At 71.1% G+C, this 23,762-nt stretch carries 25 protein-coding genes; 5 read left to right on the top strand and 20 right to left on the bottom strand.

Annotation, left to right across the window (positions count from 1 at the left end):
• The first annotated feature begins 47 nt into the window (after nucleotides 1–47).
• Nucleotides 48–341, top strand: a complete 294-nt coding sequence (locus FXO23_RS33875; protein ID WP_158889834.1) for a hypothetical protein — start codon at nucleotides 48–50, stop codon at nucleotides 339–341.
• Here the strand turns inward: FXO23_RS33875 and FXO23_RS33870 are convergent.
• Both FXO23_RS33870 and FXO23_RS33865 read right to left on the bottom strand, forming a co-directional pair.
• Nucleotides 313–975, bottom strand: a complete 663-nt coding sequence (locus tag FXO23_RS33870; RefSeq protein WP_158889832.1) for a hypothetical protein — start codon at nucleotides 973–975, stop codon at nucleotides 313–315. The two genes, FXO23_RS33875 and FXO23_RS33870, sit on opposite strands and share 29 nt — an antisense overlap.
• The gene (locus FXO23_RS33865; RefSeq protein WP_158889830.1) at nucleotides 972–1,649 is read right to left on the bottom strand and encodes an MBL fold metallo-hydrolase; all 678 of its coding nucleotides are present in this window, start codon (nucleotides 1,647–1,649) and stop codon (nucleotides 972–974) included. Before FXO23_RS33865 ends, FXO23_RS33870 begins: the two co-directional genes overlap by 4 nt.
• Nucleotides 1,650–1,783: 134 nt before the next feature.
• Here FXO23_RS33865 and FXO23_RS33860 point away from each other — a divergent pair, with 134 nt between their 5' ends.
• On the top strand, nucleotides 1,784–2,641 hold the full coding sequence (locus FXO23_RS33860) for a peptidylprolyl isomerase (RefSeq protein WP_158889828.1): 858 nt from the start codon (nucleotides 1,784–1,786) through the stop codon (nucleotides 2,639–2,641).
• A 2-nt stretch (nucleotides 2,642–2,643) separates the two neighbouring features.
• Nucleotides 2,644–3,438: an aminotransferase class IV family protein gene (locus FXO23_RS33855; RefSeq protein ID WP_158889826.1), complete on the top strand. Its 795-nt coding sequence runs from the start codon at nucleotides 2,644–2,646 to the stop codon at nucleotides 3,436–3,438.
• A gap of 108 nt (nucleotides 3,439–3,546) precedes the next feature.
• On the opposite strand, the gene FXO23_RS33850 is transcribed toward FXO23_RS33855, so the two are convergent.
• Genes FXO23_RS33850 through FXO23_RS33840 form a run of 3 tightly spaced genes read right to left on the bottom strand, consistent with a single transcriptional unit; the run spans nucleotide 3,547 to nucleotide 5,896 of the window.
• Nucleotides 3,547–4,485: a ribokinase gene (locus FXO23_RS33850; RefSeq protein WP_218952229.1), complete on the bottom strand. Its 939-nt coding sequence runs from the start codon at nucleotides 4,483–4,485 to the stop codon at nucleotides 3,547–3,549.
• A complete protein-coding gene (locus tag FXO23_RS33845) occupies nucleotides 4,482–5,261 on the bottom strand; it encodes an enoyl-CoA hydratase/isomerase family protein (protein WP_158889824.1) in 780 nt (259 codons plus the stop codon). Before FXO23_RS33845 ends, FXO23_RS33850 begins: the two co-directional genes overlap by 4 nt.
• Before the next feature lie 47 nt (nucleotides 5,262–5,308).
• Nucleotides 5,309–5,896, bottom strand: a complete 588-nt coding sequence (locus FXO23_RS33840) for a TetR/AcrR family transcriptional regulator (protein ID WP_158889822.1) — start codon at nucleotides 5,894–5,896, stop codon at nucleotides 5,309–5,311.
• 81 nt (nucleotides 5,897–5,977) lie between these two features.
• Here FXO23_RS33840 and FXO23_RS33835 point away from each other — a divergent pair, with 81 nt between their 5' ends.
• Nucleotides 5,978–6,874: an oxidoreductase gene (locus FXO23_RS33835; protein WP_158889820.1), complete on the top strand. Its 897-nt coding sequence runs from the start codon at nucleotides 5,978–5,980 to the stop codon at nucleotides 6,872–6,874.
• Here FXO23_RS33835 and FXO23_RS33830 read toward each other — a convergent pair.
• From FXO23_RS33830 to FXO23_RS33780, 11 genes are all read right to left on the bottom strand, one after another.
• Nucleotides 6,858–9,185 carry a RelA/SpoT family protein gene (locus tag FXO23_RS33830; protein ID WP_158889819.1) on the bottom strand — a complete coding sequence of 776 codons (2,328 nt, stop codon included), beginning with the start codon at nucleotides 9,183–9,185 and terminating at the stop codon, nucleotides 6,858–6,860. The two genes, FXO23_RS33835 and FXO23_RS33830, sit on opposite strands and share 17 nt — an antisense overlap.
• Nucleotides 9,186–9,278: 93 nt before the next feature.
• Nucleotides 9,279–9,797, bottom strand: a complete 519-nt coding sequence (locus FXO23_RS33825) for an adenine phosphoribosyltransferase (RefSeq protein WP_158889817.1) — start codon at nucleotides 9,795–9,797, stop codon at nucleotides 9,279–9,281.
• A gap of 4 nt (nucleotides 9,798–9,801) precedes the next feature.
• The gene (secF, locus tag FXO23_RS33820) at nucleotides 9,802–10,983 is read right to left on the bottom strand and encodes a protein translocase subunit SecF (RefSeq protein WP_158889815.1); all 1,182 of its coding nucleotides are present in this window, start codon (nucleotides 10,981–10,983) and stop codon (nucleotides 9,802–9,804) included.
• Nucleotide 10,984: 1 nt separating this feature from the next.
• On the bottom strand, nucleotides 10,985–12,706 hold the full coding sequence (gene secD, locus FXO23_RS33815) for a protein translocase subunit SecD (protein ID WP_158889813.1): 1,722 nt from the start codon (nucleotides 12,704–12,706) through the stop codon (nucleotides 10,985–10,987).
• Nucleotides 12,707–12,888: 182 nt separating this feature from the next.
• Nucleotides 12,889–13,290: a preprotein translocase subunit YajC gene (gene yajC / locus FXO23_RS33810; RefSeq protein WP_158889811.1), complete on the bottom strand. Its 402-nt coding sequence runs from the start codon at nucleotides 13,288–13,290 to the stop codon at nucleotides 12,889–12,891.
• A 108-nt stretch (nucleotides 13,291–13,398) separates the two neighbouring features.
• Nucleotides 13,399–14,448: a Holliday junction branch migration DNA helicase RuvB gene (gene ruvB, locus FXO23_RS33805; protein ID WP_158889809.1), complete on the bottom strand. Its 1,050-nt coding sequence runs from the start codon at nucleotides 14,446–14,448 to the stop codon at nucleotides 13,399–13,401.
• A gap of 23 nt (nucleotides 14,449–14,471) precedes the next feature.
• Complete coding sequence (ruvA, locus tag FXO23_RS33800; protein WP_158889807.1) at nucleotides 14,472–15,074, bottom strand: Holliday junction branch migration protein RuvA; 603 nt, start codon at nucleotides 15,072–15,074, stop codon at nucleotides 14,472–14,474.
• Nucleotides 15,071–15,676, bottom strand: coding sequence for a crossover junction endodeoxyribonuclease RuvC (ruvC, locus tag FXO23_RS33795; protein ID WP_158889805.1), 606 nt, complete (start codon nucleotides 15,674–15,676; stop codon nucleotides 15,071–15,073). Before ruvC ends, ruvA begins: the two co-directional genes overlap by 4 nt.
• An 89-nt stretch (nucleotides 15,677–15,765) precedes the next feature.
• Nucleotides 15,766–16,560 carry an aspartate 1-decarboxylase gene (locus FXO23_RS33790; RefSeq protein WP_218952228.1) on the bottom strand — a complete coding sequence of 265 codons (795 nt, stop codon included), beginning with the start codon at nucleotides 16,558–16,560 and terminating at the stop codon, nucleotides 15,766–15,768.
• Between the two features lie 88 nt (nucleotides 16,561–16,648).
• Nucleotides 16,649–17,815 carry an FAD-dependent oxidoreductase gene (locus tag FXO23_RS33785; protein ID WP_158889801.1) on the bottom strand — a complete coding sequence of 389 codons (1,167 nt, stop codon included), beginning with the start codon at nucleotides 17,813–17,815 and terminating at the stop codon, nucleotides 16,649–16,651.
• Between the two features lie 33 nt (nucleotides 17,816–17,848).
• Nucleotides 17,849–19,225 carry an MFS transporter gene (locus FXO23_RS33780; protein ID WP_158889799.1) on the bottom strand — a complete coding sequence of 459 codons (1,377 nt, stop codon included), beginning with the start codon at nucleotides 19,223–19,225 and terminating at the stop codon, nucleotides 17,849–17,851.
• Between the two features lie 62 nt (nucleotides 19,226–19,287).
• Between FXO23_RS33780 and FXO23_RS33775 the strand changes: the two genes are divergently transcribed.
• Nucleotides 19,288–20,013, top strand: coding sequence for an ArsR/SmtB family transcription factor (locus tag FXO23_RS33775; protein WP_158889797.1), 726 nt, complete (start codon nucleotides 19,288–19,290; stop codon nucleotides 20,011–20,013).
• A gap of 416 nt (nucleotides 20,014–20,429) precedes the next feature.
• On the opposite strand, the gene FXO23_RS33770 is transcribed toward FXO23_RS33775, so the two are convergent.
• The 4 genes from FXO23_RS33770 to FXO23_RS33755 form a co-directional block, all read right to left on the bottom strand.
• Complete coding sequence (locus FXO23_RS33770) at nucleotides 20,430–21,347, bottom strand: endonuclease/exonuclease/phosphatase family protein (protein ID WP_158889795.1); 918 nt, start codon at nucleotides 21,345–21,347, stop codon at nucleotides 20,430–20,432.
• Between the two features lie 79 nt (nucleotides 21,348–21,426).
• Nucleotides 21,427–22,437: an ABC transporter permease subunit gene (locus FXO23_RS33765; protein ID WP_158889793.1), complete on the bottom strand. Its 1,011-nt coding sequence runs from the start codon at nucleotides 22,435–22,437 to the stop codon at nucleotides 21,427–21,429.
• Nucleotides 22,434–23,354 carry an ABC transporter ATP-binding protein gene (locus FXO23_RS33760; RefSeq protein WP_246258197.1) on the bottom strand — a complete coding sequence of 307 codons (921 nt, stop codon included), beginning with the start codon at nucleotides 23,352–23,354 and terminating at the stop codon, nucleotides 22,434–22,436. The genes FXO23_RS33765 and FXO23_RS33760 overlap by 4 nt, the downstream gene beginning before the upstream one ends.
• Nucleotides 23,351–23,740 (bottom strand): GntR family transcriptional regulator, encoded by a 390-nt coding sequence (locus FXO23_RS33755; RefSeq protein WP_158889791.1) that lies wholly within the window; start codon nucleotides 23,738–23,740, stop codon nucleotides 23,351–23,353. Before FXO23_RS33755 ends, FXO23_RS33760 begins: the two co-directional genes overlap by 4 nt.
• Nucleotides 23,741–23,762: the final 22 nt, after the last annotated feature.

The raw sequence follows: 23,762 nt of genomic DNA, 5'->3' as shown, positions 1-23,762 counted from the left end.
GTGCGGTACCAATGGCGCGCACCTGGCCGCGCTCGCCTGGAGGGGCCGTGTTCGACGTCGTACTGGCGCTCCCGCGTTTCGTGCTGAACACCGCCCTGCGCACCGCGCGCTCGGCCCTGCGGGCGGTGGAAGGGATCCCGCGGATCGCGACCGCGCTGGAGGAACTGCGGGACGCCATCCGGCACGTCGAACGGCTGGCCACCTTCGCCGCCGAGGAACTGCCCGAGGTGGTGTACCAGCTGGAGTCGGTGCGCGAGCAGCTCGCCGCGATCGAGAAGCGGCTGGCCGAAGCCGGGCGGGACCGGCCCGGGATCAGTCCAGGGTCGCCACGAAACGGCTGACCGCCTCCATGGTGAACCGCTGCGCGAGCTTGCCCGAGGGCGCGGCGGAGGCCAGCCGGTACAGCGGGCGCTCGGCGACCCCGCCCCCGCGCGCCTCGGCCTTCAGCTGGGCGACCAGCAACTCGGCGAACACCATGCCGTTGGCGTCGGTGTTGTTCATCAACGCGTTCGCCAGTTTGCGCAGTGCGACCACGCCGAGTTCCCGGCCCCCGGCGCCGGAGTAGATCGCCAGGTCGATCTTCACGGTCTTGCCGCGCCGACCGGCGTTGATCAGCAGGCCCACGGTCCGGGTGCCCCGGACATCGGTGACCAGCAGGTCGATCCGCTCGGCCTGGACCAGATCGATGCGGCGGGTGCGCCAGGTCCGCACGAGCACCGTGCCGCCTTCCAGCCAGATCCGGCGGCGCACGTTGAACAGCACGACGTACAGCAGGGGCAGGCCGACCACCGCGGCGGCCACCAGCCCGGCGATCCGGCCGCCGATCAGTCCGGCGATCCCGCCGGACGCGGCCGCGAAGATGAGCACGCCGACCAGTCCCGAACAGCCGCGGCGCCGGCGCAGCGCCGGATCGTCGTGGTAGAGCGGGAGCCGTTCGGGCTCGGCGGCGGCCGTCTGGTCACCGGAGTCGTTCATCCGCATACCCCCTGGCCCGCCCCCGACAGGAACGGATTTCGCGTGCGTTCCTGGCCGATCGTCGTCGCGGGCCCGTGCCCGGGGAGCAGCACCGTCTCGTCGGACAGCGTGGTCGTCAGCGTGTGCAGCGATTCGGCGATCCGCCCGGCATCGCCGCCCGGCAGATCGGTCCTGCCGATGGAACCGGCGAACAACGTGTCGCCGGTGAGTGCGATCCGGCCGCCCTCCGGGGTGTCCAGCCGGAACACCACCGAGCCGGGGGTGTGCCCCGGGGTGTGCAGCACTTCGAGTTCGAGCCCGGCGAGCGCGAGCGCCCCGGGTTCGAGGTCGCGGATCCGCGCGGGTTCGGGCAGGCGGACCGGGCCGTCGAACGCGGAGGTCAGTTCGGGGCCCAAGCCGCGGAACGGATCCGCGAGCAGCTCCCGGTCCCCGGGATGGATCCACACCGGCACGTCGTGGGCTTCGGCGACCTCGGCCGCGCTGTGGACGTGGTCGAGGTGCCCGTGGGTGGCCAGGATGGCGGCCGGGGTCAGCCGGTGCTCGCGCAGCGCCTCGCCGATCCGCTCGGTGGCGCCCTGTCCCGGGTCGACGAGCACGCAGTCGCCGTCCGTGCCGGGCGCGAGCAGGTAGCAGTTGGCCTGGAAGGCGCCGGCCGGAAACCCGACGACGAGCAAGAAATCCCACCTCCGCGAGTGGCCATTGGCGACAGGTGGACACCCTAGCGGGACCTGTACAGGGTTCTCACAGGCTCTGCCCATAGACTGCCGCCAGCCCGGTTCATGACATCGAGTGGAATCCTGGAGGGCAGGTGGCGACCAACCAGCAGCGCCGCGAGGCCGCGAAGCGCAAGCTCGAACGGCAACTCGCCCGCAGGGCCGAGCGCGCGAAACGGCGCAGGATCATCGGCGTCGGCGTCACCGTGGGTGCGGTGGTCATCGTCGCCGGGCTGGTGGTCTTCTTCGCGACGCGGGACAGCGGCGACAACGCGAGCGCTTCGCCGACGAACTCGCCGGAAACGACGCCGCCCCCGGTGCAGATCCCGACCGAGCGCGCGGCCATGCCGAAGCGCCCGCAGCCGCTGCCGAACCCGGTCAGCTGCGAGTATGCCGCCAGCCAGGGCGAGCCCGCGGCGAAGCAGGTGAACACCCCGCCCGGCGGGCAGATTTCGTCCAGCGGCACGGTGAACGCGACCATCAAGACCACCGTCGGCGACATTCCGCTGACGCTGGACCGCGCGCTCGCGCCGTGCACGGTGAACAGCTTCATCAGCCTGGCGAAGCAGGGTTACTACACCGACACCGAATGCCACCGGCTCGGCACCGAAGGGCTGCAGATGCTGCAGTGCGGTGACCCGAAGGGCGACGGCACCGGCGGGCCGGGATACACCATCAAGGACGAGAACTTCCCGGAGTTGAAGTACGGCCGGGGCATCCTCGCGATGGCCAAGACGCAAGCGCCGAACAGCGGCGGCAGCCAGTTCTTCATGGTCTACGGCGATGCCCAGCTTCCGCCCGACTACACGGTTTTCGGCAGCATCTCCGACGACGGGCTGAAGGTGCTGGACAAGATCGCGCGCGACGGCATCGATCCGGCCGCCGCGGGCCAGGACGGCACCGGCAAGCCGAAGACGCCGGTGAAGTTCACCGCGGTCACGGTCGACGCGTAGGAATGTCCCGCCTGGAGGTCAACGGGGAGCCCGCCTCCGCCGAGAACCTGGCGCTGCCCGCGATGGCCGGGTACGGGCACTTCACCGCGATGCAGGTGCGCGATGGCCGCGTGCGCGGGCTCGCCGAACACCTGCGGCGGCTCAAGGCGAGCACGCGCCTGCTGTTCGGCCACGAACTCGACACGGACCTGGTGCGGGGCTACCTGCGCCAGGCCGTGGCCGGCGGCGGCGCGCTTTCGGTGCGGGTCAAGGTTTACGGCCGCCCGAACCTCGAAGATCCGCGCGAACCGGTGGTCCCGGACGTGCTGGTGAGCACCGGCCCGCCTGCTCCCGAGTCGCCGGACACCCCGTTGCGGGTGCGGTCGGTGCACTACGAACGCGTGCTGCCGGAGGTGAAGCACCTCGGCACGTTCGGCCTGGTGCACCACCTCCGCGAGGCGCTGCTCGCCGGTTACGACGACGCGCTGTTCGTGGACGGCAAGGGCCGCGTCACCGAGGGTTCGATCTGGAACGTCGGCTTCTTCGACGGCGACACGGTGGTCTGGCCGGACGCGCCGGTGCTGGACGGGATCAGCCAGCAACTGGTGCGCAAAGGCCTGCGGGAACTGGGAATCCCGGCCGAAACCCGCGAGGTCCGGCCCGCCGACCTCCCCGGTTTCGCCGCCACCTTCATCACCAACTCGGAAACCATCGGCCGCCCACTGGGCTCCCTCGACGGCACCGACCTCCCCGTCGACCCGCGCCTCACCCGTTTCATCCAAGACGCGTACAACACCAACCCCTGGGACGAAATCTAGCTTCCGGCCGCCGTTTTCCCCCAATGTGGCTTTCGGGGCACTAGATGTACCCAATGCGGCATTCGGGGCGTTGAAGGTACCGAAAGCCGCATTGGGGGAAGATGGGCTTCAGGCGGTGGTGGCCCAGGTGCGGGCGGAGTGCAGGGAATCGCCGGTGGGGAAGGACTTCTGGGTGCCGGGGCGGGTGACGCTGGCCGACGCGCAGGCGCAGCCGAGGCGGGCGGCGGCGAGTTCGTCCCGGCCGCTGGCCAGCGCGTAGCCGAAGGCGCCGACGAAGGCGTCGCCCGCGCCGGTGGTGTCCCGGGCGGTGACCTCCGGCGGGGCGATCCGGTGCACGTGGCCGTCCGCGCCGAGCACGGCGGCGCCGCGCTCCCCCAGGGTGACCGCCAGCCGGGTGCCGAGCGCCCCGGCCAGCGCGACGATCGCGGGGTCGTCGATCCCGGAAACCGCGAGGCCGAAACTCCTTGCCAGATCGGCGAATTCGGTTTCGTTCGGCAGGATCCAGTCGGTGACCGCGAGCAGTTCCGGCGCCACGCGCGCGGCCGGTGCCGGGTTGAGCACGGTCACCGCGCCCCGCGAGCGGGCGGCCCGGAACGCGGCGGTGGTCACTTCCTGCGGGATCTCGAACTGCCCGAGCACCAGGTCCAGCCGCGGCAACCCGGTCACCGCGCCGCGCGCCTGCTCCTCGGTCATCCGCGCGTTCGCCCCGGCCACCACGACGATCCGGTTCGTGCCGTCCGCCTCGACCCAGATCGGCGCCACGCCACTGCTGCACCCGGCGACCCGGGTGACGTGGGTCGTGTCGATCCCGTGCTCGGCGAAGTTCGCCAGCGTCATTTCGGCGAACACGTCGTCGCCGAGGGAGTTCACCATGACTACCTCGGCGCCGAGCAGCCGCGCCATCACCGCCTGGTTCGCGCCCTTGCCGCCGAAGCCGAGCGCGAACTCCTCCCCCGCGATCGTCTCTCCGGCGGCCGGGGTCCGCTGGAGGTACGCGATCATGTCGATCATCGTGCTGCCGACGACCGCGACGACCGGCGCGCTCACCGGAACGTGAAGTTCGGCCTGCGGCGTTCCAGGAACGCGGCGACGCCCTCGGCGTAGTCCTCGCCGTGCACCGCGGCCAGCCGGATCTGGTCCACCTCGTCGTCGGTTTCGGTTTGCCCGGAAAGGATCTTCTCGATGATCCGGTTCATCCCGCGGATCGAGGCCTGCGACCGCGAGCACAGCGTGCGGACGAACGCCAGCGTGCGTTCCTCCAGCGCCTCGGCCGTGAACACGTCGTTGACCAGACCGATCTCCCGCGCGCGGGCGGAGTCGATCAGCTCGCCCGACAGCAGGAAGTACCGCGCGTGCGCGGGCCCCACCAGCGCCACGAGCTGCCGGGTGGACGGGAAGTCGTAGACGATCCCCAGTTTCGCCGGGGTGATCCCGAAGCGCGCGTCCGCCTCGGCGAACCGGAAGTCGCAGGCCACCGAGACCTGGCAGCCGCCGCCGATGCAGTTCCCGCGGATCATCGCCACGCTCGGTTTGCGCATCCCGGTCAGCGCGCGCACCGCGCCGTCCACGGCCTTGTCGTAGGTGGCCGCGCCCTCTGCGCTGGAGCGCAGATCGCGGAACTCGCTGATGTCCGCACCCGCCGAGAAGTCCTGGCCCGCCCCGGTGATCAGCAGGACCTTGAGGTCCGGGTCCCGTTCGACTTCGGCCACCACGTCCGGAATCGCCGACCACATGCCGTGCGTGATCGCGTTCTTCTTCTCCGGCCGGGCGAACGTCAGCCGGGCGATTTCGCCGTCCCGGGCGAACTCGAGTCCTTCGATCATGTTTGCCGAGCGTAGTCGGCGCGCGACCTCCCCAGGCGTGCGCTCGATCACCCGCGGGGCCGCAGCCCCAGGAGGAGGTCCTCGACCAGGAAACCGATGTTCTCGTGCAAGCCCTCGACGGGCACCATGGCGCTCGCGGCGAGGCTGGCGAATCCGTGCAGGGCCGCGAAAGCCGCCAGGGCGATGCGCCCGGGGTCGCCCGCGCGGACCTCCCCGGCGCGCTGGCCCTCGGCGAGCACCTCGTGCATCAGGACGCCCATCCGGTGCCCGGCGGCGGTCAGTTCGGCGGACGCGTCCGGGGCGTGCTTGCCGGTGTACATCACGTCGAGCAGTTCCGCGTCGCCGACCGCGAAGTCCACATAGGCCCGGGCCACCGCGACGAGCCGGTCGGTGAACGCGCCTTCGGTCCGCCCGGCGCGCTCGAGATCGCCCAGCAACCGCTCGAACCCGGCGAGCGCGAGCGCGTCGAGCAGCGCCCGCTTGTCCTTGAAATGCCTGCTGGGCGCGGCGTGGCTGACCCCGATGTCCCGGGCCAGCTCCCGCAGCGACAGCGCCTCCACGCCCTTCTCCCGCAACGTCTGTTCCGCGCGTTCGAGCAGCGCGGCCCGCAGGTCTCCATGGTGGTAACGGCGCATGCCGATCAGCATAACGATATGTTGTCACCGTCATCATTGTTGGCATTGACATCATTGTAGTCACTGCCTACATTGGCGGACATGACTAATTGGAACGCAACCGACCTCCCCGATCTCACCGGCCGGACCGCGATCGTCACCGGCGCCAACAGCGGGCTCGGCATCGCCACCACCGAGGCGCTGGCCCGGGCGGGCGCCCGGGTCGTGCTCGCCGTGCGCGATCCCGAACGCGGCCGGGCGGCCGCGCGCGCGGTCCAGGGCAGCACCGAGGTCCGCCGCCTCGACCTCGCCGACCTGGCGTCGGTGCGCGAGTTCGCGGAATCCTGGACGGGCGAGCTGGACCTGCTGATCAACAACGCCGGGGTGATGGCCATCCCGGAGTCCCAGACCAAGGACGGCTTCGAGACCCAGTTCGGCACCAACCACCTCGGCCACTTCGCGCTGACCAATCTGCTGCTGCCGCACGTGACCGGCCGCGTGGTCACCGTGTCGTCCGGGGCCCACCGGCGCACCAAGGGAATCCGTTTCGACAACCCGAACCTGACCGGCGAGTACTCGCCGTGGAGCGCCTACGCCCAGTCCAAACTGGCCAATCTGCTGTTCACGCTGGAACTGCAGCGCAGGCTCGCCGCATCCGGCTCACCGGTGCGCGCGCTGGCCGCGCATCCGGGCTGGGCGGCGACCAACCTGCAGGGCCGCAGCGGCAGCGCGGTGCTGAACAAGCTGATGGCGATCGGCAACCGGTTCATCGCCCAGGACAACCACGCGGGCGCGCTGCCGACGCTGTACGCCGCGACCCAGGACCTGCCGGGGGCGAGCTACGTCGGTCCCGACGGGCCCGGCGAGATGCGCGGCGGCCCGGCCCTGGTCGGCCGGACCGCGGCCGCGAGCGATCCGGCCGCCGCGAAACGGCTCTGGACGCTGTCCGAGGAACTGACCGGCGTGACCTTCCCGGCCAAGGTCAAGACGCCGAAGTGACCCGGTAGACGTCGTAGACGCCCTCCACGCCGCGCACCACCTTCAGCACGTGGCCGAGGTGCTTCGGATCGCCCATCTCGAAGGAGAACCGGCTCACCGCCACCCGGTCCCGCGAGGTGGTCACCGACGCGGACAGGATGTTCACCTTCTCGTCGGCGAGCACCTTGGTCACGTCCGAGAGCAACCGGTGCCGGTCCAGCGCCTCCACCTGGATGGCGACCAGGAAGATCGAGGTTTCCGAGGGCGCCCATTCGACCTCGACCAGCCGCTCCGGCTGCGCGCGCAGTTCGTCGGCGTTCGTGCAGTCGGTGCGGTGCACGCTCACGCCACCGCCCCGGGTCACGAACCCGAGGATCTCGTCGCCGGGCACCGGAGTGCAGCAGCGGGCCAGTTTGGTCCAGATATCGCTGGCGCCCTTGACCACGACGCCGACGTCGTTGGAGCCGCGCCGCCGGGTGACCGTGGACGGTGTGGACCGCTCGGCGAGCTCCTCCTCCGCCTCCTCCACGCCCCCGATCAGGGCGACCAGGCGCTGCACGACGTGCTTGGCGCTGGTGTGGCCCTCGCCGACCGCGGCGTAGAGCGAGCTGATGTCCGGATGCCGCAACTCGGCCGCCAGCGCACCCATCGCCTCGGCGGAAACCAGGCGCTGCAACGGAAGCCCGATCTTGCGGACCTCCTTGGTGATCGCCTCCTTGCCCGCTTCGATGGCCTCGTCGCGGCGCTCCTTGGCGAACCACTGCCGGATCTTCGCGCGGGCCTTCGGCGAACCGGCGAACGACAGCCAGTCCCGGCTCGGCCCGGCGCCCTCGGCCTTCGAGGTGAAGATCTCGACGACCTCGCCGTTCTCCAGCTTGCGTTCCAGGGCGACCAGGCGGCCGTTGACCCGCGCGCCGATGCAGCGGTGCCCGACCTCGGTGTGCACCGCGTAGGCGAAGTCGACCGGGGTGGAGCCCACCGGCAGCGTGATCACGTCGCCCTTCGGCGTGAACACGAAGATCTCGCGGGTCGCCAGCTCGTAGCGCAGGGAGTCGAGGAACTCGCCCGGATCGGCCGCCTCCCGCTGCCAGTCGAGCAGCTGGCGCATCCACGCCATCTCGTCGACGTCGACCGAGTTGCCCGAATGGGTGCCCTTGGTCTCCTTGTACCGCCAGTGCGCGGCGATGCCGTACTCGGCGGTGTGGTGCATCTCGTAGGTCCGGATCTGCACCTCGAGCGGTTTGCCGTCCGGGCCGATCACCGTGGTGTGCAAGGACTTGTAGACCCCGAACCGGGGCTGCGCGATGTAGTCCTTGAACCGGCCGGGCATCGGCTGCCACAGCGCGTGCACCACGCCCATCGCCGCGTAGCAGTCGCGGACGTCCTCCACCAGGATCCGCACGCCGACCAGATCGTGGATGTCGTCGAGTTCGCGGCCGCGGACGATCATCTTCTGGTGGATCGAGTAGTAGTGCTTCGGCCGGCCCTCGACCTTCGCGGTGATCCGGGACCCGGCCAGCTGACTGGACAGCTCGCCGATCACCGAACGCAGGTAGATGTCCCGCGACGGCGCCCGGTCCGCGACCAGCCGGACGATCTCGTCGTACTTCTTGGGCTGCAGGATGGCGAACGCCAGATCCTCCAGTTCCCATTTGACGGTCGCCATGCCGAGCCGGTGCGCGAGCGGGGCGAGCACCTCGAGGGTCTCCCGCGCCTTGCGCGCCTGCTTCTCCGGCGGCAGGAACCGCATGGTCCGCATGTTGTGCAGCCGGTCGGCGAGCTTGATCACCAGCACCCGGGGATCCCGCGCCATCGCGATGACCATCTTGCGGATGGTCTCGGCCTCCGCCGCGTTGCCGAGTTTGACCTTGTCCAGTTTGGTCACGCCGTCGACCAGCCGGGCGACCTCATCGCCGAAGTCGGCCGACAGCTTCTCCAGCGAATAGCCGGTGTCCTCGACGGTGTCGTGCAGCAGCGCGGCGACCAGCGTGATGGTGTCCATGCCGAGCTCGGCGAGGATGGTGGCCACCGCGAGCGGATGCGTGATGTACGGGTCGCCGGACTTGCGGCGCTGATCGCGGTGCAGCTCCTCGGCGACGTCGTAGGCGTGCTGCAGCAGGGCGAGATCGGCGTTCGGGTGCAGTTCGCGGTGCACCGCGGCCAGCGGTTCGAGCACCTGCTTGACCGAGGCGGCACGCTGCGCGGTGATCCGGCGGGCCAGCCGGGCGCGGACGCGCCTGGTCGCCGACGGCGCCCTGGTGACGCCCTGGTGGGGCGCGCGGGAATCCGCACTGTCGTGGGCAGCCACCGAGGAATCGAGTTCCTGGCTCAACCGCACCTCCTGCTGATCGCGCGGCCTCTAGGACGTCCAGCGTAACCCTCGGCCGCCACCCGGCGCTGTAGCGCCCGGTGAACAGGACGTGCCCTAGGTCACGCTCAGTGCCCGGACCGACCGATCCCCCAGCGCCGCACGCCCGCTCAGGGCCGCCAGCTCGAGCACCACCGAGATCCCGGCGACCTTCGCCCCGGCCTGCTCGACCAGCTCGCAGGCGGCCCGGACGGTGCCGCCGGTGGCCAGCACGTCGTCGACGACGGCCACCCGCTGCCCCGGCCGGAGCACGCCGACCGGCAGTTCCAGCGCGGCGCTGCCGTACTCCAGGTCGTAGGCGATCCGCCCGGCGACCGAGGGGAGCTTCCCCGGTTTGCGGACCACGGCCACCCCGAGCCCCCGGGCGTACCCGATCGCCGCTGCCAGCAGGAAACCACGGGCCTCCAGCGCGGCCAATACCTCGACCTGGGGATCGAGGGTATCGGCCAGTGCGTCGACCACGGTGGCGAACCCGTCCGGGTGGGCGAACAGCGGGGACAGGTCGCGGAAGAGCACGCCCGGTTCGGGGAAGTCCGGGACCTCGGCGATCAGGCCGAGGGCCTCGTCGAGCCGCACGGGCCTACTTCCGCCGCTTGCCCGACGGCCGCCCGCGCCGCGGGCTGGCCTTCGGGTTCCGCGTCGGCACGCTCGCGGCCGCCGCGTACGCCTTCTCCTTGCGCAGCTCGGCCTGCAACGCCTCGTCGTCGGTGGTGTCCAGTTCGGCCTCGCGGTCGGCGGCCTTGCGGGCCAGGTTCTTCCGCCGGTTCGCGACCCGTTCGGCCTGCTGCTTGTACTTCGGGTCGCGCATCTTGAAGTCGACCAGCAGCGGCGTGGCCAGGAACAGCGAGGACATGACACCGGTCAGCATGCCGGTCATCTGCACCAGCGCCAGGTCCTGCAGCGTGCCGACGCCCAGCACGATCGCGCCGATCACCAGCAGGCCGAGCACCGGCAGCAAGGCGATCACCGAGGTGTTGATCGACCGCATGAGCGTCTGGTTGAGCGCCAGGTTCGCGGTCTCGGCGTAGTTGCGCCGCGTCAGGCCGAGCAGGCCGCGCGAGTTCTCCTTGACCTTGTCGAACACCACCACCGTGTCGTACAGCGAGAACCCGAGAATGGTCAGCAGGCCGATCACCGTCGCCGGGGTGACCTCGAAGCCGATCAGCGAGTACACGCCCGCGGTGACGATGATGTCGTGGATCAGCGAGATGAGCGCCGCGACCGCCATCCACCGCTCGAAGTAGACGGCCAGGAAGATCGTCACCAGCACGATGAACACCGCCAGCGCGATCAACGCCTGCCGCGAGATCTCGCCGCCCCACGAGGAGCTGACCGCGCTGTCGCTGATCACCTGCGGGCTGGGCTGCCCGTTCGCCCCGACCGGCTGCAGCTTGTCGAACAGGGCCTGCTTGACCTTGGCGACCTCGCCCTGGTTCAGCGACTCGGACCGGATCTGGATGCTCGCCGACCCGCCGGTGCCGACCTTCTGCACCTCGTCGGCGCTCTTGCCCAGGGCCTCGGAGAACACGTCCTTGGCGCGCTGGTCGTCGATCTCCCCGCGCACGCTGTGCGCGGGCATCTGGATCTGGGTGCCGCCCACGAACTCGATGCCGAGGTGGAACTGCTTGATCCCGATCGAGGCCAGGCACACCAGCACCAGCGCCCCGAAGAACAGGTACCAGCGCTTGCGCGCGCCGATGATGTCGAACGCACCGGTGCCGACGTAGAGCCGGTGGAAGACGCTTTCCTTCTTCTCGGTCACGTCACGCCTCCTTCACGGCCGCCGCGGCGGACTTGGCCGATCGGCGCTGCGCGCCGAGTTCCTGCACCCCGCCGAGCCCGGTGAGCTTCGGTTTGGACAACGTCTTCGACTTCGCCGCCAGGGCCACCAGCGGGTGGGTCACCAGGAACACCACGATCAGGTCGAGCACCGTGGACATGCCCAGGGTGAAGGCGAAGCCCTGCACCTCGCCGACGGCCAGCGCGTAGAGCACCGCCGAGGCCAGGAACAGGATCGCGTCCGAGGCCAGGATCGTGCGTTTGGCGCGCACCCAGCCGCGCGGCACCGCCGAGCGGAACGAACGGCCTTCGCGGACCTCGTCCTTGAGCCGTTCGAAGAACACCACGAACGAGTCCGCGGTGATACCGATCGCGATGATGAACCCGGCGACCCCGGCCAGGTCCAGGGTGAACCCGATCCAGCGGCCGAGCAGCACGAGCACCGCGTAGACGATCACCGCCGACAACGCGAGCGACAGGATCGTCAGGGCGCCGAGCAGCCGGTAGTAGACCAGGCAGTAGAGGAACACCAGCGCCAGCCCGATACCACCGGCGATCAGGCCCGCCTGCAGCGAGGCCAGCCCCAGCGTCGCCGACACCGTGGTCGCGTCCGAAGAGGCGAACGAGAGCGGCAGCGAACCGTACTTCAGGATATCGGCCAGGTTCTTCGTCTCCGCCTGGGTGAACTGGCCGCTGATCTGGGTCTTGCCGTCGATGATCGCGTTCTGGATCGTCGGCGCGGACTGCACCTTGGTGTCCAGCACGAACGCCGCGCGCTGCTGGACGTTCTTCGAGGTGAAGTCCCGCCAGATCTCGGTGCCCTTGGACTTGAACTGCATGTCCACGGTCCAACCGGCCTTGCCCTGCGCGGGTGGCGAGGACTGCGCGTTGTCCACCTCGGTGCCGTCCAGGAACACCGGCCCGAGCACGTACTTCTCGGTGCCCTTGTCGTCGCACGCCACCAGCGGGAGGTTCGGATCGTCGTTGCCCTGCAACGGATCCGCCGCACCGCACTGCAGCGCGGCCATGGCCTGCGCCTGCAGCTGCTGCGCGACCGCGGCGCCCGCCTGGTCGCCCTCGGCGGGCACCAGCGCGGGGTTCTGCCGCTGCGCGCGAGCGGCCTGGATCTCCTTCGCGGTCTGCTCGTCCACCGACCCGTCGCTCGGGGGCGGCGTCGGCTGTCCCTGCTGGGGCGCGGCACCGGCGCCGGAACCGCCGCCCTGCGGAGCCTGCCCGCCCTGCGGCGGCTGACCCGGCTGCGACGGCTGGCCCGAGGCCGGTGGCGGCTGCTGCCCGTTCGCCGGGGGCGGCGCCTGCTGCGGCGTCACCGGCTGCGCGTTGATCACCTTGCGGAAGCCGAGCTTGGCGGTGCGGCCCAGGTTCTTCGCCTGTTCGCCGCCCTCGCCGGGCACGGTGATCACGACGTTGTTGCCGTCCAGGACCACCTTGGCGCCGCTCACCCCGATCCCGTTGACCCGGGTCTCGATGATCTGGCGCGCCTGGTTGAGGGATTCCCGGGACGGCTGGCCGCCGTCCGGCGTCCGCGCGGTGAGCGTGACCCGGGTGCCGCCCTGGAGATCGATCCCCAGCTTCGGGGTCGGCTTCCCGTCACCGGTGAAGAACACCAGCGCGTAGAGCGCCACCACGATCAGAGCGAAGAAGGCGAGATAGCGTCCCGGGCGGATCTGCCCGGCCGGTGGTGCCACGGTGGTCGTTCTCCTCGAAGTGGATCTTCCTCGATGGGGTCTGGTGCAGCGGACGGCGCCCCCGCGCGCCAGTGAGACGCCGGACACGCCAGCAGCACCGAGACACTACTCGGTGCTGGGTGAGCCCGGCGTTGGACCCGCACCGAAAACTCGGTGCGGGCGACCAAAGCGCGACGAAAGTATTACTTCTTGCCGTGCTCCAGCGGCGGAGCGACCTGCGGGCCCGGCTTCTCGTCCTCGGTGGTCTCCTTGGCCTCGACAGCGGACTCGCTGGTCTCGGCCACGACCTCGTCGGTCGAGTCGGACTCGTCCTCGTCGAGCACCGGGTTGACCTTCTCGCGCACCGCCTGCCGCAGCCACGTGGTCACCACGCCCGGCGCGATCTCGATGTCGATGGTCGTGTCGTCGCTGGTGTCGGCGACGGTGCCGTACAGGCCCGAGGTGGTCATCACCCGGTCGCCCTCGCTCAGGCTGTTCTGCAGCTCCTGCTGCTGCTGCGCCATCTTCTTCTGCTTGCGCGTACCCATCACCAGCGGGATCGCGACGACGAGCATGAGGAGCAGCGGCAGCAATAACTGATTCATGATTCTCCATTCGGCGGACGCCGCATGGTAGTCGAAACGTCCGGTTGTTGAAGGATGTGCTCTTTCGAGTGTGCCAGGTGCCTCGCGAAACACCAGCACCCGGTGCTGCTAGTCGAACAAGCTCGGCGTCGCGGCGTCGAAGCGACCGCAGTCGTCCGGCGCGCGCAGGCCGAGATGCTCCCACGCCGCCGGGGTAGCGACCCGGCCACGCGGAGTGCGGGCGAGCATACCGGCGCGCACCAGGTACGGCTCACACACCTCCTCCACGGTAGTCGGCTCCTCCCCGACCGCCACCGCCAGCGTCGACACGCCGACCGGTCCGCCGCCGAACGACCGGACCAGCGCGGAGAGCACGGCCCGGTCGAGCCGGTCGAGCCCGAGCTCGTCGACGTCGTAGACCTGGAGCGCCGCCTGCGTGACGTCCAGGGTGATCCGGCCGTCCGCGCGGACCTCGGCGTAGTCGCGGACCCGGCGCAGCAGCCGGTTCGCGATCCGGGGGGTGCCCCGGGAGCGGCGGGCGATCTCCCCGCAGCCCGCGGGGTCGACCTCGATGCCGAGGATCGTCGAGGCCCGCCGGACCACCTGCTCGAGCTCGTCGTCGGCGTAGAACTCCATCTGCCCGGTGAAGCCGAAGCGGTCGCGCAGCGGCCCGGTCAGCGCGCCGGACCGGGTGGTGGCCCCGACCAGGGTGAACGGCGCGATCTCCAGCGGGATGCTGGTGGCGCCGGGCCCCTTGCCGACCACCACGTCGACCCGGAAGTCCTCCATCGCCAGGTAGAGCATTTCCTCGGCGGGCCGGGCGATGCGGTGGATCTCGTCGATGAACAGCACGTCGCCCTCGGCCAGGTTGGACAGCATCGCGGCGAGGTCGCCGGCGCGTTCCAGCGCGGGGCCCGAGGTGATCCGGATGGCCGCGCCGAGTTCGGCCGCGACGATCATCGCGAGGCTGGTCTTGCCGAGCCCGGGCGGGCCGGACAGCAGCACGTGATCGGGCGGGACCCCGCGCCGCCGCGCGCTCTCCAGCACGAGCTCGAGCTGCTCGCGCACGCGCGGCTGACCGACGAACTCCGCGAGTTTGCGCGGCCGCAGCGTGGTTTCCACGTCCCGCTCGCCGTTCTGGGCGAGCGCGGACAACGTCTCGTCGTCCGGCTCGGTCATGTGCTCATGGTCCACGCCCGGCCCTAACGCTTGCGGCCGAGGGTGGCCAGCGCCGCGCGCAGCACGCTCGAGGTGGTGCCGTCGGCGCCGTCCCCGGCGAGCACCTTGTCCACGGCCTGCTCGGCCTGCTTCGCCGCGAAACCGAGGCCGGTGAGCGCCTCGACGACTTCGCCCCGGACCGCACCGGCCGCGACGGGAACCGCGCCGGCCTCCGCGCCGCCCGGCGCGGCGACCACCTTGTCCCGCAGTTCCAGGGTCAGCCGCTCGGCGCCCTTGCGGCCGATCCCGGGCACCTGGGTGAGCACGGTGATGTTGCCTTCGGCCAGCGCGGTCCGCAGCTTGTCCGGATCGAGCACCGCGAGCGCGGCGAGCGCCAGCCGCGGCCCGATCCCGGACACCGTCTGCAGCAGCGTGAACAGCTCGCGCGCCTCGACGTCGGCGAAGCCGAACAGGGTGAGCGAGTCCTCCCGCACCACGAGCGAGGTGTGCAGCCGCGCCTGCTCGCCGCGCCGGAGGGTGGCCAGCGTGGCCGGGGTCGCCTGCACCGCGAAGCCCACCCCGCCGACCTCCACCACCACGTGGTCCAGCCCGATGGACAGCACCTCACCGCGCACCGACGAAATCATCGCCCCGCCCTCCTCGTGTTCACCGTTCGCGCCGCCGAGTTCGCGTTCCTCGCGGCCGCCGCCAGCCGCGCCTTGTGCGTGCGGGCCAGTTCGGCCGCGCGCGCCTCGGCCTCGGCGAGCCGCACGCGCATCGGTTCCCGCCACAGGTGGCAGATGGCCAGCGCCAGCGCGTCGGCGGCGTCGGCCGGACGCGGCTTCTCGGCCAGCCCCAGCAGCCTGGTCACCATGCCGGTGACCTGCGCCTTGTCCGCCCGGCCGGAACCGGTGACCGCGGCCTTGACCTCGCTCGGCGTGTGGAAGACGACCGGCAGCCCCCGCCGGGCGGCGGCCAGCGCGACCACGCCCCCGGCCTGCGCGGTGCCCATCGCGGTGCGCACGTTGTGCTGGCTGAACACCCGTTCCACGGCGACCGCCGCCGGGCGGTAGGCGTCCAGCCATTCCTCGACCCGGTCGGACACCGCGAGCAGCCGTTCCGCCAGCGACGCCTCGACCGGGGTGCGGACCACGTCGACCGCGACGCAGCTGACCGACCGGCCGGTGCCCCCGTCCACCACGCCGAGCCCGCACCGCGTCAGCCCGGGGTCGACGCCGAGCACTCGCACCTGACCTCCTCCTCGCCGAACACAAGTTCGAGGTGCGAGGCTACCCGCTGCTCGGCGCCGACCCGCCGAGGACGCGCCGGTACGCCGGCCTACGCGGTGAGCACCGGCTCCCGGCGCAGGTCGCAGATGGTCGGGGTGAACCGCTCGGTCGTGCTGACGTAGGCGGCTTCGGCGATCCGGTCCCCCACGTCGGCCACCGCCGACAGCGCGCCGGAGATCCCGATCGTCTTCTTCGTCAGGCTCGGCACGACGTAGCTCTCGGCGGACGCCCCGCCCCGGCTGCAGTTGTAGACGAAGATGCTCTGGTTGACGCAGAATCCGGCGCGGCGCATGTATTCGATGGGCAGTTCGGCGCTCATTTCGATGCAGCCGCGCCGTTCCACCTCCTGGATCTGGAGGCCGGTGAGCAGATTGGACAGCACGGTCCTCGGCAGTTCCCGGCGCCGCTCGACGAGTTCGTCGGGAATGGCGTCGACCCGGCGGGAGTTCCCGCCGCTTTCCAATTGGACCTTCACCGTGCCGTAGTCGTTGGTCCGCGCGTCGTCGGGATAGAAGCGCACGTCGATCAGCGGCAGCCCGGCGGACTCCCCGACGTGGTCGCGATACTGGCTCTGATCCAGCGTGGTCCGCGAGATCGCGCAGCAGACGTCCCCGCTGCCGAGCAGGTGCGCCACCGATCCGCGCGCCTCCACCTCCTCGGTGTCCCCGGGCAGCACGTAGGTGTACATGCGATTCATCCAGTTGTCGCCACCGATCTTGGTGACGATCACCTGCTCGAACGGGACCAGATCGGCCAGGGCCAGCATCGCCTCCGGCAGCACGAGCCCCTCGGGAACTTCGGCGTCGGAGAACGGCACGGCCGAAGTGACCCGGATGTTGTGCAAGCAGGATCTCTTGACCCCATGTAACGTAACATTCATCACATTACCCCAATTTCTGCGATTCCTTCGCGCCCTTAGGTCAGGGCGGAGTTCAGGACGAATTCGCGCGCACGGCCTCGGTGATCATGCGGGCGGAAATCCGCGCGGCCGCGGTGAAATCGAAGAAGTGCCCGAAATCGCGCACGGCGAATCTGCTCGTGAAATACAGGCCGGGAACGGTGCTGCGGAAGAATTCGTCCAGGACCGGGAACCCGTCGGCCACCTCGACGCCGCCGAGCGCCGAACCCGCGGTCAGGAACGGCAGCCGCCGGACGTCCATCCGGTAGCCGGTGGCCAGCAGGATCCGGTCGGCCGTGAGGGTGGTCCCGGTGTCGAGTTCGACCCGCACCGCGCCGCCGGGCGTGCGGTGCGCGGACCGCACCCGGGACTCCGGCCACAGGCGCACCGCGGGCCGGTCGAGCCGGGGCGCCAGCCAGGCCTCGAGCTGCATCCGGCCGATGCGCCACATCCGATGCGTGATCTCGTCCCGTTCCGCGCCGGTCAACTCGCGGTACCAGCCGGGATCGGCTTCGAACCGGTCCAGCAGCGGGGTGACCCAGGTCCAGTCCGCCGGCGCGAACCGCGGGGTGGCGTGCCGGTGGGAGACGTGCACCTCGGCGGCGCCCGCCTCGGCGGCCAGCGCCGCCCATTCGAACGCGCTCTGCCGGCCTCCGACGATGAGGCAGGACTTCCCGGACAGCGCGGTCAAGTCGGCGCAGGCGCTCGTGTGCGCGAACGATCCGGCGGGCAGGCGTTCGGCGAGTTCGTCCGGGATGTGCGCGCAGGCGCCCATCCCGGTGGCCACGACGACCTGCCGCGCCTCGAGTTCGGTCCCGTCGTCCAGCGCGAGCCGGAACCGGCCGGGCCGCGCGCTCACCAGGTCCAGCCGGGACACCAGCCGCGGATCGGTGACCAGGCCGCGTTTTTCCTGGAACCAGGCGGCGTAGTCGAGGTAGCGGGGCAACGGGATCGGGTCCAGTTCCCCGGGGCCGAGCCCGTGGTCGGCCGCGTAGCGCTCCAGGGTGTAGGTCTCCAGCGGGTCCAGATGCCAGTCGCAGGTGGACCGCAACAGCATCCCGGACGGCATCTGCTCGCTCCAGAACGACATCGGCCGACCGAAGACGAGGTGGTCGACGCCCGCCTGCCGGCACTGCGCCGACAGGGCCAGGCCATACGGTCCGGCCCCGATGATCACCAGCGGTACTGTCGCGTTCCGCATCGATTCTCCTTGCCGGGCAGGGGTTTGTCGCGTTCAAGTGCGGGCGCCGCGCGCGGTGGCCAGCACGGCGAGCGCGAGGACGACGGCGGCGACCGCCTCGGCGGCCGGGATCCGGGCGGTGACCTGGTCGGCGGTCAGGGAACCGAGCAACGCGACGCCGAGCACCCCGCCGAACTGACGGCTCGCGTTGAGCAGGCCGGAGGAGACGCCCACGCCGTCCGCAGGGGCGTGCGCGAGGACGAGCGCGGTCATCGACGTGGTGATCAGTCCCGAGCCGAGCCCGAACACCAGCAGCGCCACCGCGAGCAGCGGGTAGGACGTCGAGCCGGCGAAGGCGAACCCGGCCGTTCCGGCGGTGGCGCAGAGCTGCCCGATCAGCAGCGGTCCGCGCGGGCCGCGCCCCGCGGTCCACGGGCCGGCGAGCCAGGTCGCCACCGGGGTGTGCATGGCGGTGAGCGGCAGGAAAGCGAGCCCGGTGAGCAGCGGCGAGTACCCGCGATCGTGCTGCAGGGCGAGCGTGTACACGAAGAACGAGCCGTACAGCGAGAAGTTGAACGCCGCGCCCGCGATGAGCCCCGCGCGCAGCGGCGGGGAGGTGAGCACCGCACGCGGGATCAACGGCTGGTCCAGGCGCCGTTCCCAGGCGACGAAACCCACCAGACCGGCCAGCGCGAGCGCGAAGGCGCCGAGCACCAGCGGTGCGTCCCAGCCCAGCCGGCTGGCCTCGATCAGCCCGGCCGTGGCGGCGGTCAAGGTGATCGCCGCCAGGACCTGACCGGTGTGGTCGAGGGCGATGCGGCGCGACGGCGATCGGTCCAGATGCCACCACACCAGCAGGATCGCCGCGGCGCCGAGCGGGATGTTGATCAGGAAGATCCCCCGCCAGCCGATGGTCTGGACGAGCCCGCCCCCGACGACGGGCCCGGTGGCGAAAGCGATCCCGGAGATCGCCGCCCAGGTGCCCAGCGCCTTGGCCCGCGCCCGTTTCTCGCGGTATGCCGCGTGGATGAGCGCCAGCGAGGTCGGGGCCAGCAGGGCCGCGCCGATTCCCTGCAGCACCCGCGCCGCGATCAGCCAGGCCACATTCGGGGCGAATCCGCAGGCGAGCGAAGCCGCGGTGAACACGATCGCCCCGGCCAGGAAACCCCGCCGCGCCCCCCAGCGGTCCCCGAGCAAACCGGTGGACAGCAGGAGCCCGGCGAAGGCCAGCGTGTACGCGTCCACGATCCAGAGCAGTTCGCTGGTGTCGGCGCCCAGCTGATCGCGCAAGGTCGGCACCGCGACGTTCAGCACGTTGGCGTCGAGAATCACCAGCGCGAAGCCGAGGCACACCCCGGCGAGCCCCCAACCCCGCCGCCGCCCACCGGATCTTTCCGGCCGCACCGCGGCGACGGGAGCACTGTCGGTCACGCGATTGATACTGCCCCGAAGTTATTTCCAGCCAGACAGAAATGTCTGGCAACATCGAAGTCATGACGATCTGCGGCCGAGACGGCGAGGGAGGGGACGCCGACGTGGCCGCCGTCGCGGCCCTGTTCGGCGAGCCGGCGCGGGCGCGCATCCTCCTCGCCCTCGCCGCGAACCACGAACTGCCCGCGACCGCGCTGGCCATCGAGGCCGGCCTGTCCACGCCGGCGACCAGCGCGCATCTGCGCAAGCTGCTGGAGGGCGGGCTGGTCGCGGTCACCCAGGCCGGGCGCTTCCGCTACTACCGCATCGCGGGCGCCGAGATCGCGGCCACCCTCGAGACGCTGGCCGGGCTCGCGCCGCCACGCCCGGTCCAGTCCCTGCGGCAGAGCCGGCGCGGGCAGGCGCTGCGGTTCGCCCGGATCTGTTACGACCACCTCGCCGGTGATCTTTCGGTCGCCATCACCGACGCGCTCATCGCCCGGGACGCGATCCGCACCCTCGAATCGCCGGGGTCGGCGGACCGCCACTGGGTGCTGGGCCCGCGCGCCCCGCAGGTGCTCGGCGAACTCGGCATCCGCACCGAACTCGAGGGCGCGGCGCCGCTGCGCACCTGCCACGACTGGAGCGCCCGGCGCCCCCACCTGGCCGGTCCGCTGGGCACCAGCCTGCTGACCGCGCTGCTCGAACGCGGGATGCTGGCCCGGGTACCCCGGCAACGCGCGGTCACCCTCACCGAGGCGGGCACTCGAATACTCGGCACCACCCTCGACCTCACCACCCCCAGCTGAATCCGGAACTCGGACGCCCGAAACGGGGAACTCGCGGCGCGCGGGGACCCGCAGTTGGCGGTGCTGCCCCGCCGCCGCGAGTTGCACACTCAGGCACGCGAATTACACGTTCGGGCACGCGAATTACACGTTCAGGCACCCGAGTTACACACTCGGGCAGGCGAGTTGTCCCCGCGGGTCCCGCAGGCGTATTCGGGATGCCGGATGCCGGGTGTGCGGTACCCAGCAGGTTTCCCGGTCGCGGTGGGCGCCGGGACGTCGACCGGTGTCGCGGGGTGGTCCCGAGTGTGTATTTCGGTTGCCCGAGTGTGTAGTTCACTTGCCCGAGTGTGGAACTCGGCGACCGGAACGGGGGGACTCGCGGCGGGCCGGGGCCCCTGCCGCGCGCGAAACCCCACACTGAGACCCCCTTGGGATCAAGCCAGCCGCAGCAGCGCCTGCACCGGGGCGTGGTCCGAGGGCCAGCGGCCACGCACGCGGAACGTGTTGATCGCCGCCTGCTCCACCCGCACCCGGGAGTTCGCCAGGATCCAGTCGATCCGGTCACCGCCCAGCACCGGATCCTTGTACCCCGGGAACGTGCCCCACTGCGGGGTCACCCGCTGCTCCGCCGCGAGCCAGGTGTCCGCCAGGCCACCCGCGGTCACCAGGATCCGGTACGACTCGGTCTTCTCCGCCGCCGTGTTGAAGTCGCCGGTCAGCACCACCGGCAGCGCCGGGTCGAAACCGGCGATCCGGTCCCGCACCAGTGCCGCCGAGCGCTGGCGCGCGTTCTCCGACTGGTGGTCGAAGTGGGTGTTCACGTGCACGAACTCCCGGCCGGTGCGGCGGTCGAGGAACCGCACCCAGGTGACCATCCGGACCACGGTGTTGCCCCACGACTTCGACCCGATCACGAGCGGAGTGTCGGACAACCAGAAGTGGTCGTAGTCGAGCGGTTCCAGGCGGCGCGTGTCGTAGTACACCGCCATGAACTCGCCGCGCCCGCCGCCTTCCCGGCCCAGCCCGATCCACTCGAACCCGTTCGGCAGATCCTCCGCCACCTGCTTCACCTGGTGGTACAACGCTTCCTGGACGCCGAGCACGGTCGGCCGCTCGGTCCGCAGGAACTCGGCCAGCACCGGACGCCGGTCGGTCCACGAATCGGGGGTGCCGGGCGCGGCCTTGGCGTCATACCGGATGTTGAACGTGATCACGTGCAGCCGGTCGCCGCGCGCCGGACCGATCACCGCCCGGCCCGGCGAACCTTCGGCGGTCCCGGTGCTCAGCAATCCGGCCACCCCGGCCGCACCGGCGATGCCCAGCGCCCCTCGCCTCGATATCCCGTCAGCCACGAAAACCTCCTCGATGCCCCAGTCGTCGGGGAACACTCTGTCCGGTGATCATGTGCGGCGGCTGACGGCCCGGCGAACATCAGGCCACGGTACGGGCCCGCACCCGGCGCCAGGCGAGGACGAACAGGGCGACGGCGAACACGGCGAAGAAACCGATCTCCATCCACTGGAACAGCAGGACCCGGCTGCCCGGCTGGAGCCACTCGGTGTACCCGGTCACCCCGTGCGCGCGCAGGCACGGAACCCACTCGCGCTGCGTTCCCCCGCACAGGTTCGGGAGCCCGTCCATCCGGTTCCCCGCCGCATCGGTGAATCCCGACTCGACGTGGAGCGAGTTCGGCGGCCGGTCCGCCACGATTTCGATCTTGTCTTCGCCGAGCGGCTGGGTCATTACCAGCGGCGGCAGGAAGTACGGCCGGGCGAAGTACAGGCCGAGCCGGACCGCGGCGAACGCGACGAAGGTGATCGCCATGGCCGGGACGGTCCGCCGGACCAGCGTGCCCACCGCGATGCCGAGGGCGAGCGCGAACAACGTGTAGGCCAGGAACACCGGCGCCGAGGTGTCGAAGACCTGGTACTCCCACGGCGTGAACGCGGTGACGTCGGCGCCCGCCTCTTCGCGCACCCCCTCGACCGCGGTGACGCCGACGGTGAACACCAGCACCAGGCCCGCCGCCGCGACGGCGAGTACGGCGGCCTTGGCCACCAGCCAGCGCCCCGGGCTGACGTCCTGGGTCCAGGCGATCAGGTGGGTGCGCTGCTCGTACTCGCGGGACACCAGCGGCGCCCCCAGGAAAACGGCGATCGCGGTGGCGATGACGGCGAGACCACCCCGCTCGAGGTTCGTCGCGAAGTCCTCGTGCCCGCGCCACGCGTCGCCGGACGCGCAGCCACCTTGGCAGGCCTGCACCTGGGGCAGCAGCCCGCGCATCTGCGCGGCCTGCCACAGGAGCAGCCCGGTCGTCGCGGCGACGAGGACGAACCCGCCGACGAGGAACCAGCGGTGCTGCCGCCAGGTCAGCCAGAGCAGGTCGCGCAGGGCCACGGCGGACCGGACGCGCGGCTCGGGAACAGCGATGGCGGTGGTCATGCCGCGCTCTCCTTGCTGGTGGAAAGGTGGGCCAGGACAAGGTCTTCCAGGGTTACCGGCCGGGTCGTCCAGGGCGGCTCGGCGACCGGCGCGGTGGCGCCTCCGGGCATTCGCAGCAGGAACTGCGACTGCGATTCGGTGTGCCGGACGTGCACCACCTCCCCGGGCACGGGCGGGTCGGCCGAACGCGGGCCGATCCACCGCACGTGGGCCGCCAGCAACTCGTCGAGGTCGCCGTCGAGCCGGAGCCGGCCGTGGTCGAGCAGCAGCAGGTGATCGGCCACGCCGCCCAGCTCGGCGACCACGTGCGTGGACAGCAGCACGGTCATCCCGCTGTCGGCGACCTCGGTGAGCAGTTCCGCGGTGACCTCGCGGCGGGCCAGCGGATCGAGGTTCGCCAGCGGCTCGTCCAGGAGCAGCACCGACGGCCGGGAGCCGAGGGCGACGGCGAAGGCCACCTGTGCCTGCTGGCCGCCGGACAGCTTCCCGCACGGGCGGTTGAGCGGGATGTCGAAGCGCTCCAGCCAGCGCCGCGCCCGCGCCTGGTCCCACACCTCGTTCAGGCGGCCGCCCAGCCGCAGCATGTCCGCCACGCTGAACTGCCGGTACAGCGGTTTGTCCTGCGCCACGAAGGCAACCCGGCCGTCGGCGCCCCCGATGGGCCGACGGACGACCTTGCCCAGCGACACCCGTCCCGCGGTGGGCGCGAGCACCCCGGCGAGCACGCTCAGCAGTGCGGACTTGCCGGCGCCGTTCGCCCCGACCAGCGCCACCACCCGGCCCGCGGGCAGCGCGAACGTGCACTCGCGCAAGGCCCACGCCTTGCCGTACCGCTTGCCGAGCCCGTCGGCCGCGATCGCGACGCCGCTGCCCGGCAACCCGGTCGCGACGGCCTCCGCCGCAACACCCGTAGTCACTTGACCTTCTCCGTTTCTGCCTCGGTGAGGACCGCGCTCACCAGGGCGTGGATGTCCTCGTTCTGCATACCGGCCGCCCTCGCCTCGCGAACCCAACCGGCCAGTTCGACCCGCAGCCGCGCCATGGCCTCCGGATCGGCCGTCCCGAGCGAGGCCTTGACGAACGTCCCGGCCCCCTGCCGCGCGGCGACCAGCCCTTCCAGCTCCAGCTGCCGGTAGGCCTTGAGCACGGTGTTGGGGTTGACCCCGCTGGAGGCCACCACCTCGCGCACGGTCGGCAGCCGGTCCCCCGGCCGCAACCAGCCCAGCCGCAACGCTTCGCGGACCTGCTGCCCGAGCTGGACATACGCGGGAATCCCGCTGCCCCGGTCGACCTGGAACTCCACTGCGGCACCTACCCTCACGGCT

This window comes from Amycolatopsis anabasis (assembly GCF_009765355.1).
Classification (GTDB): domain Bacteria; phylum Actinomycetota; class Actinomycetes; order Mycobacteriales; family Pseudonocardiaceae; genus Amycolatopsis; species Amycolatopsis anabasis.
This window is presented reverse-complemented; position numbering and strand designations above follow the sequence as displayed.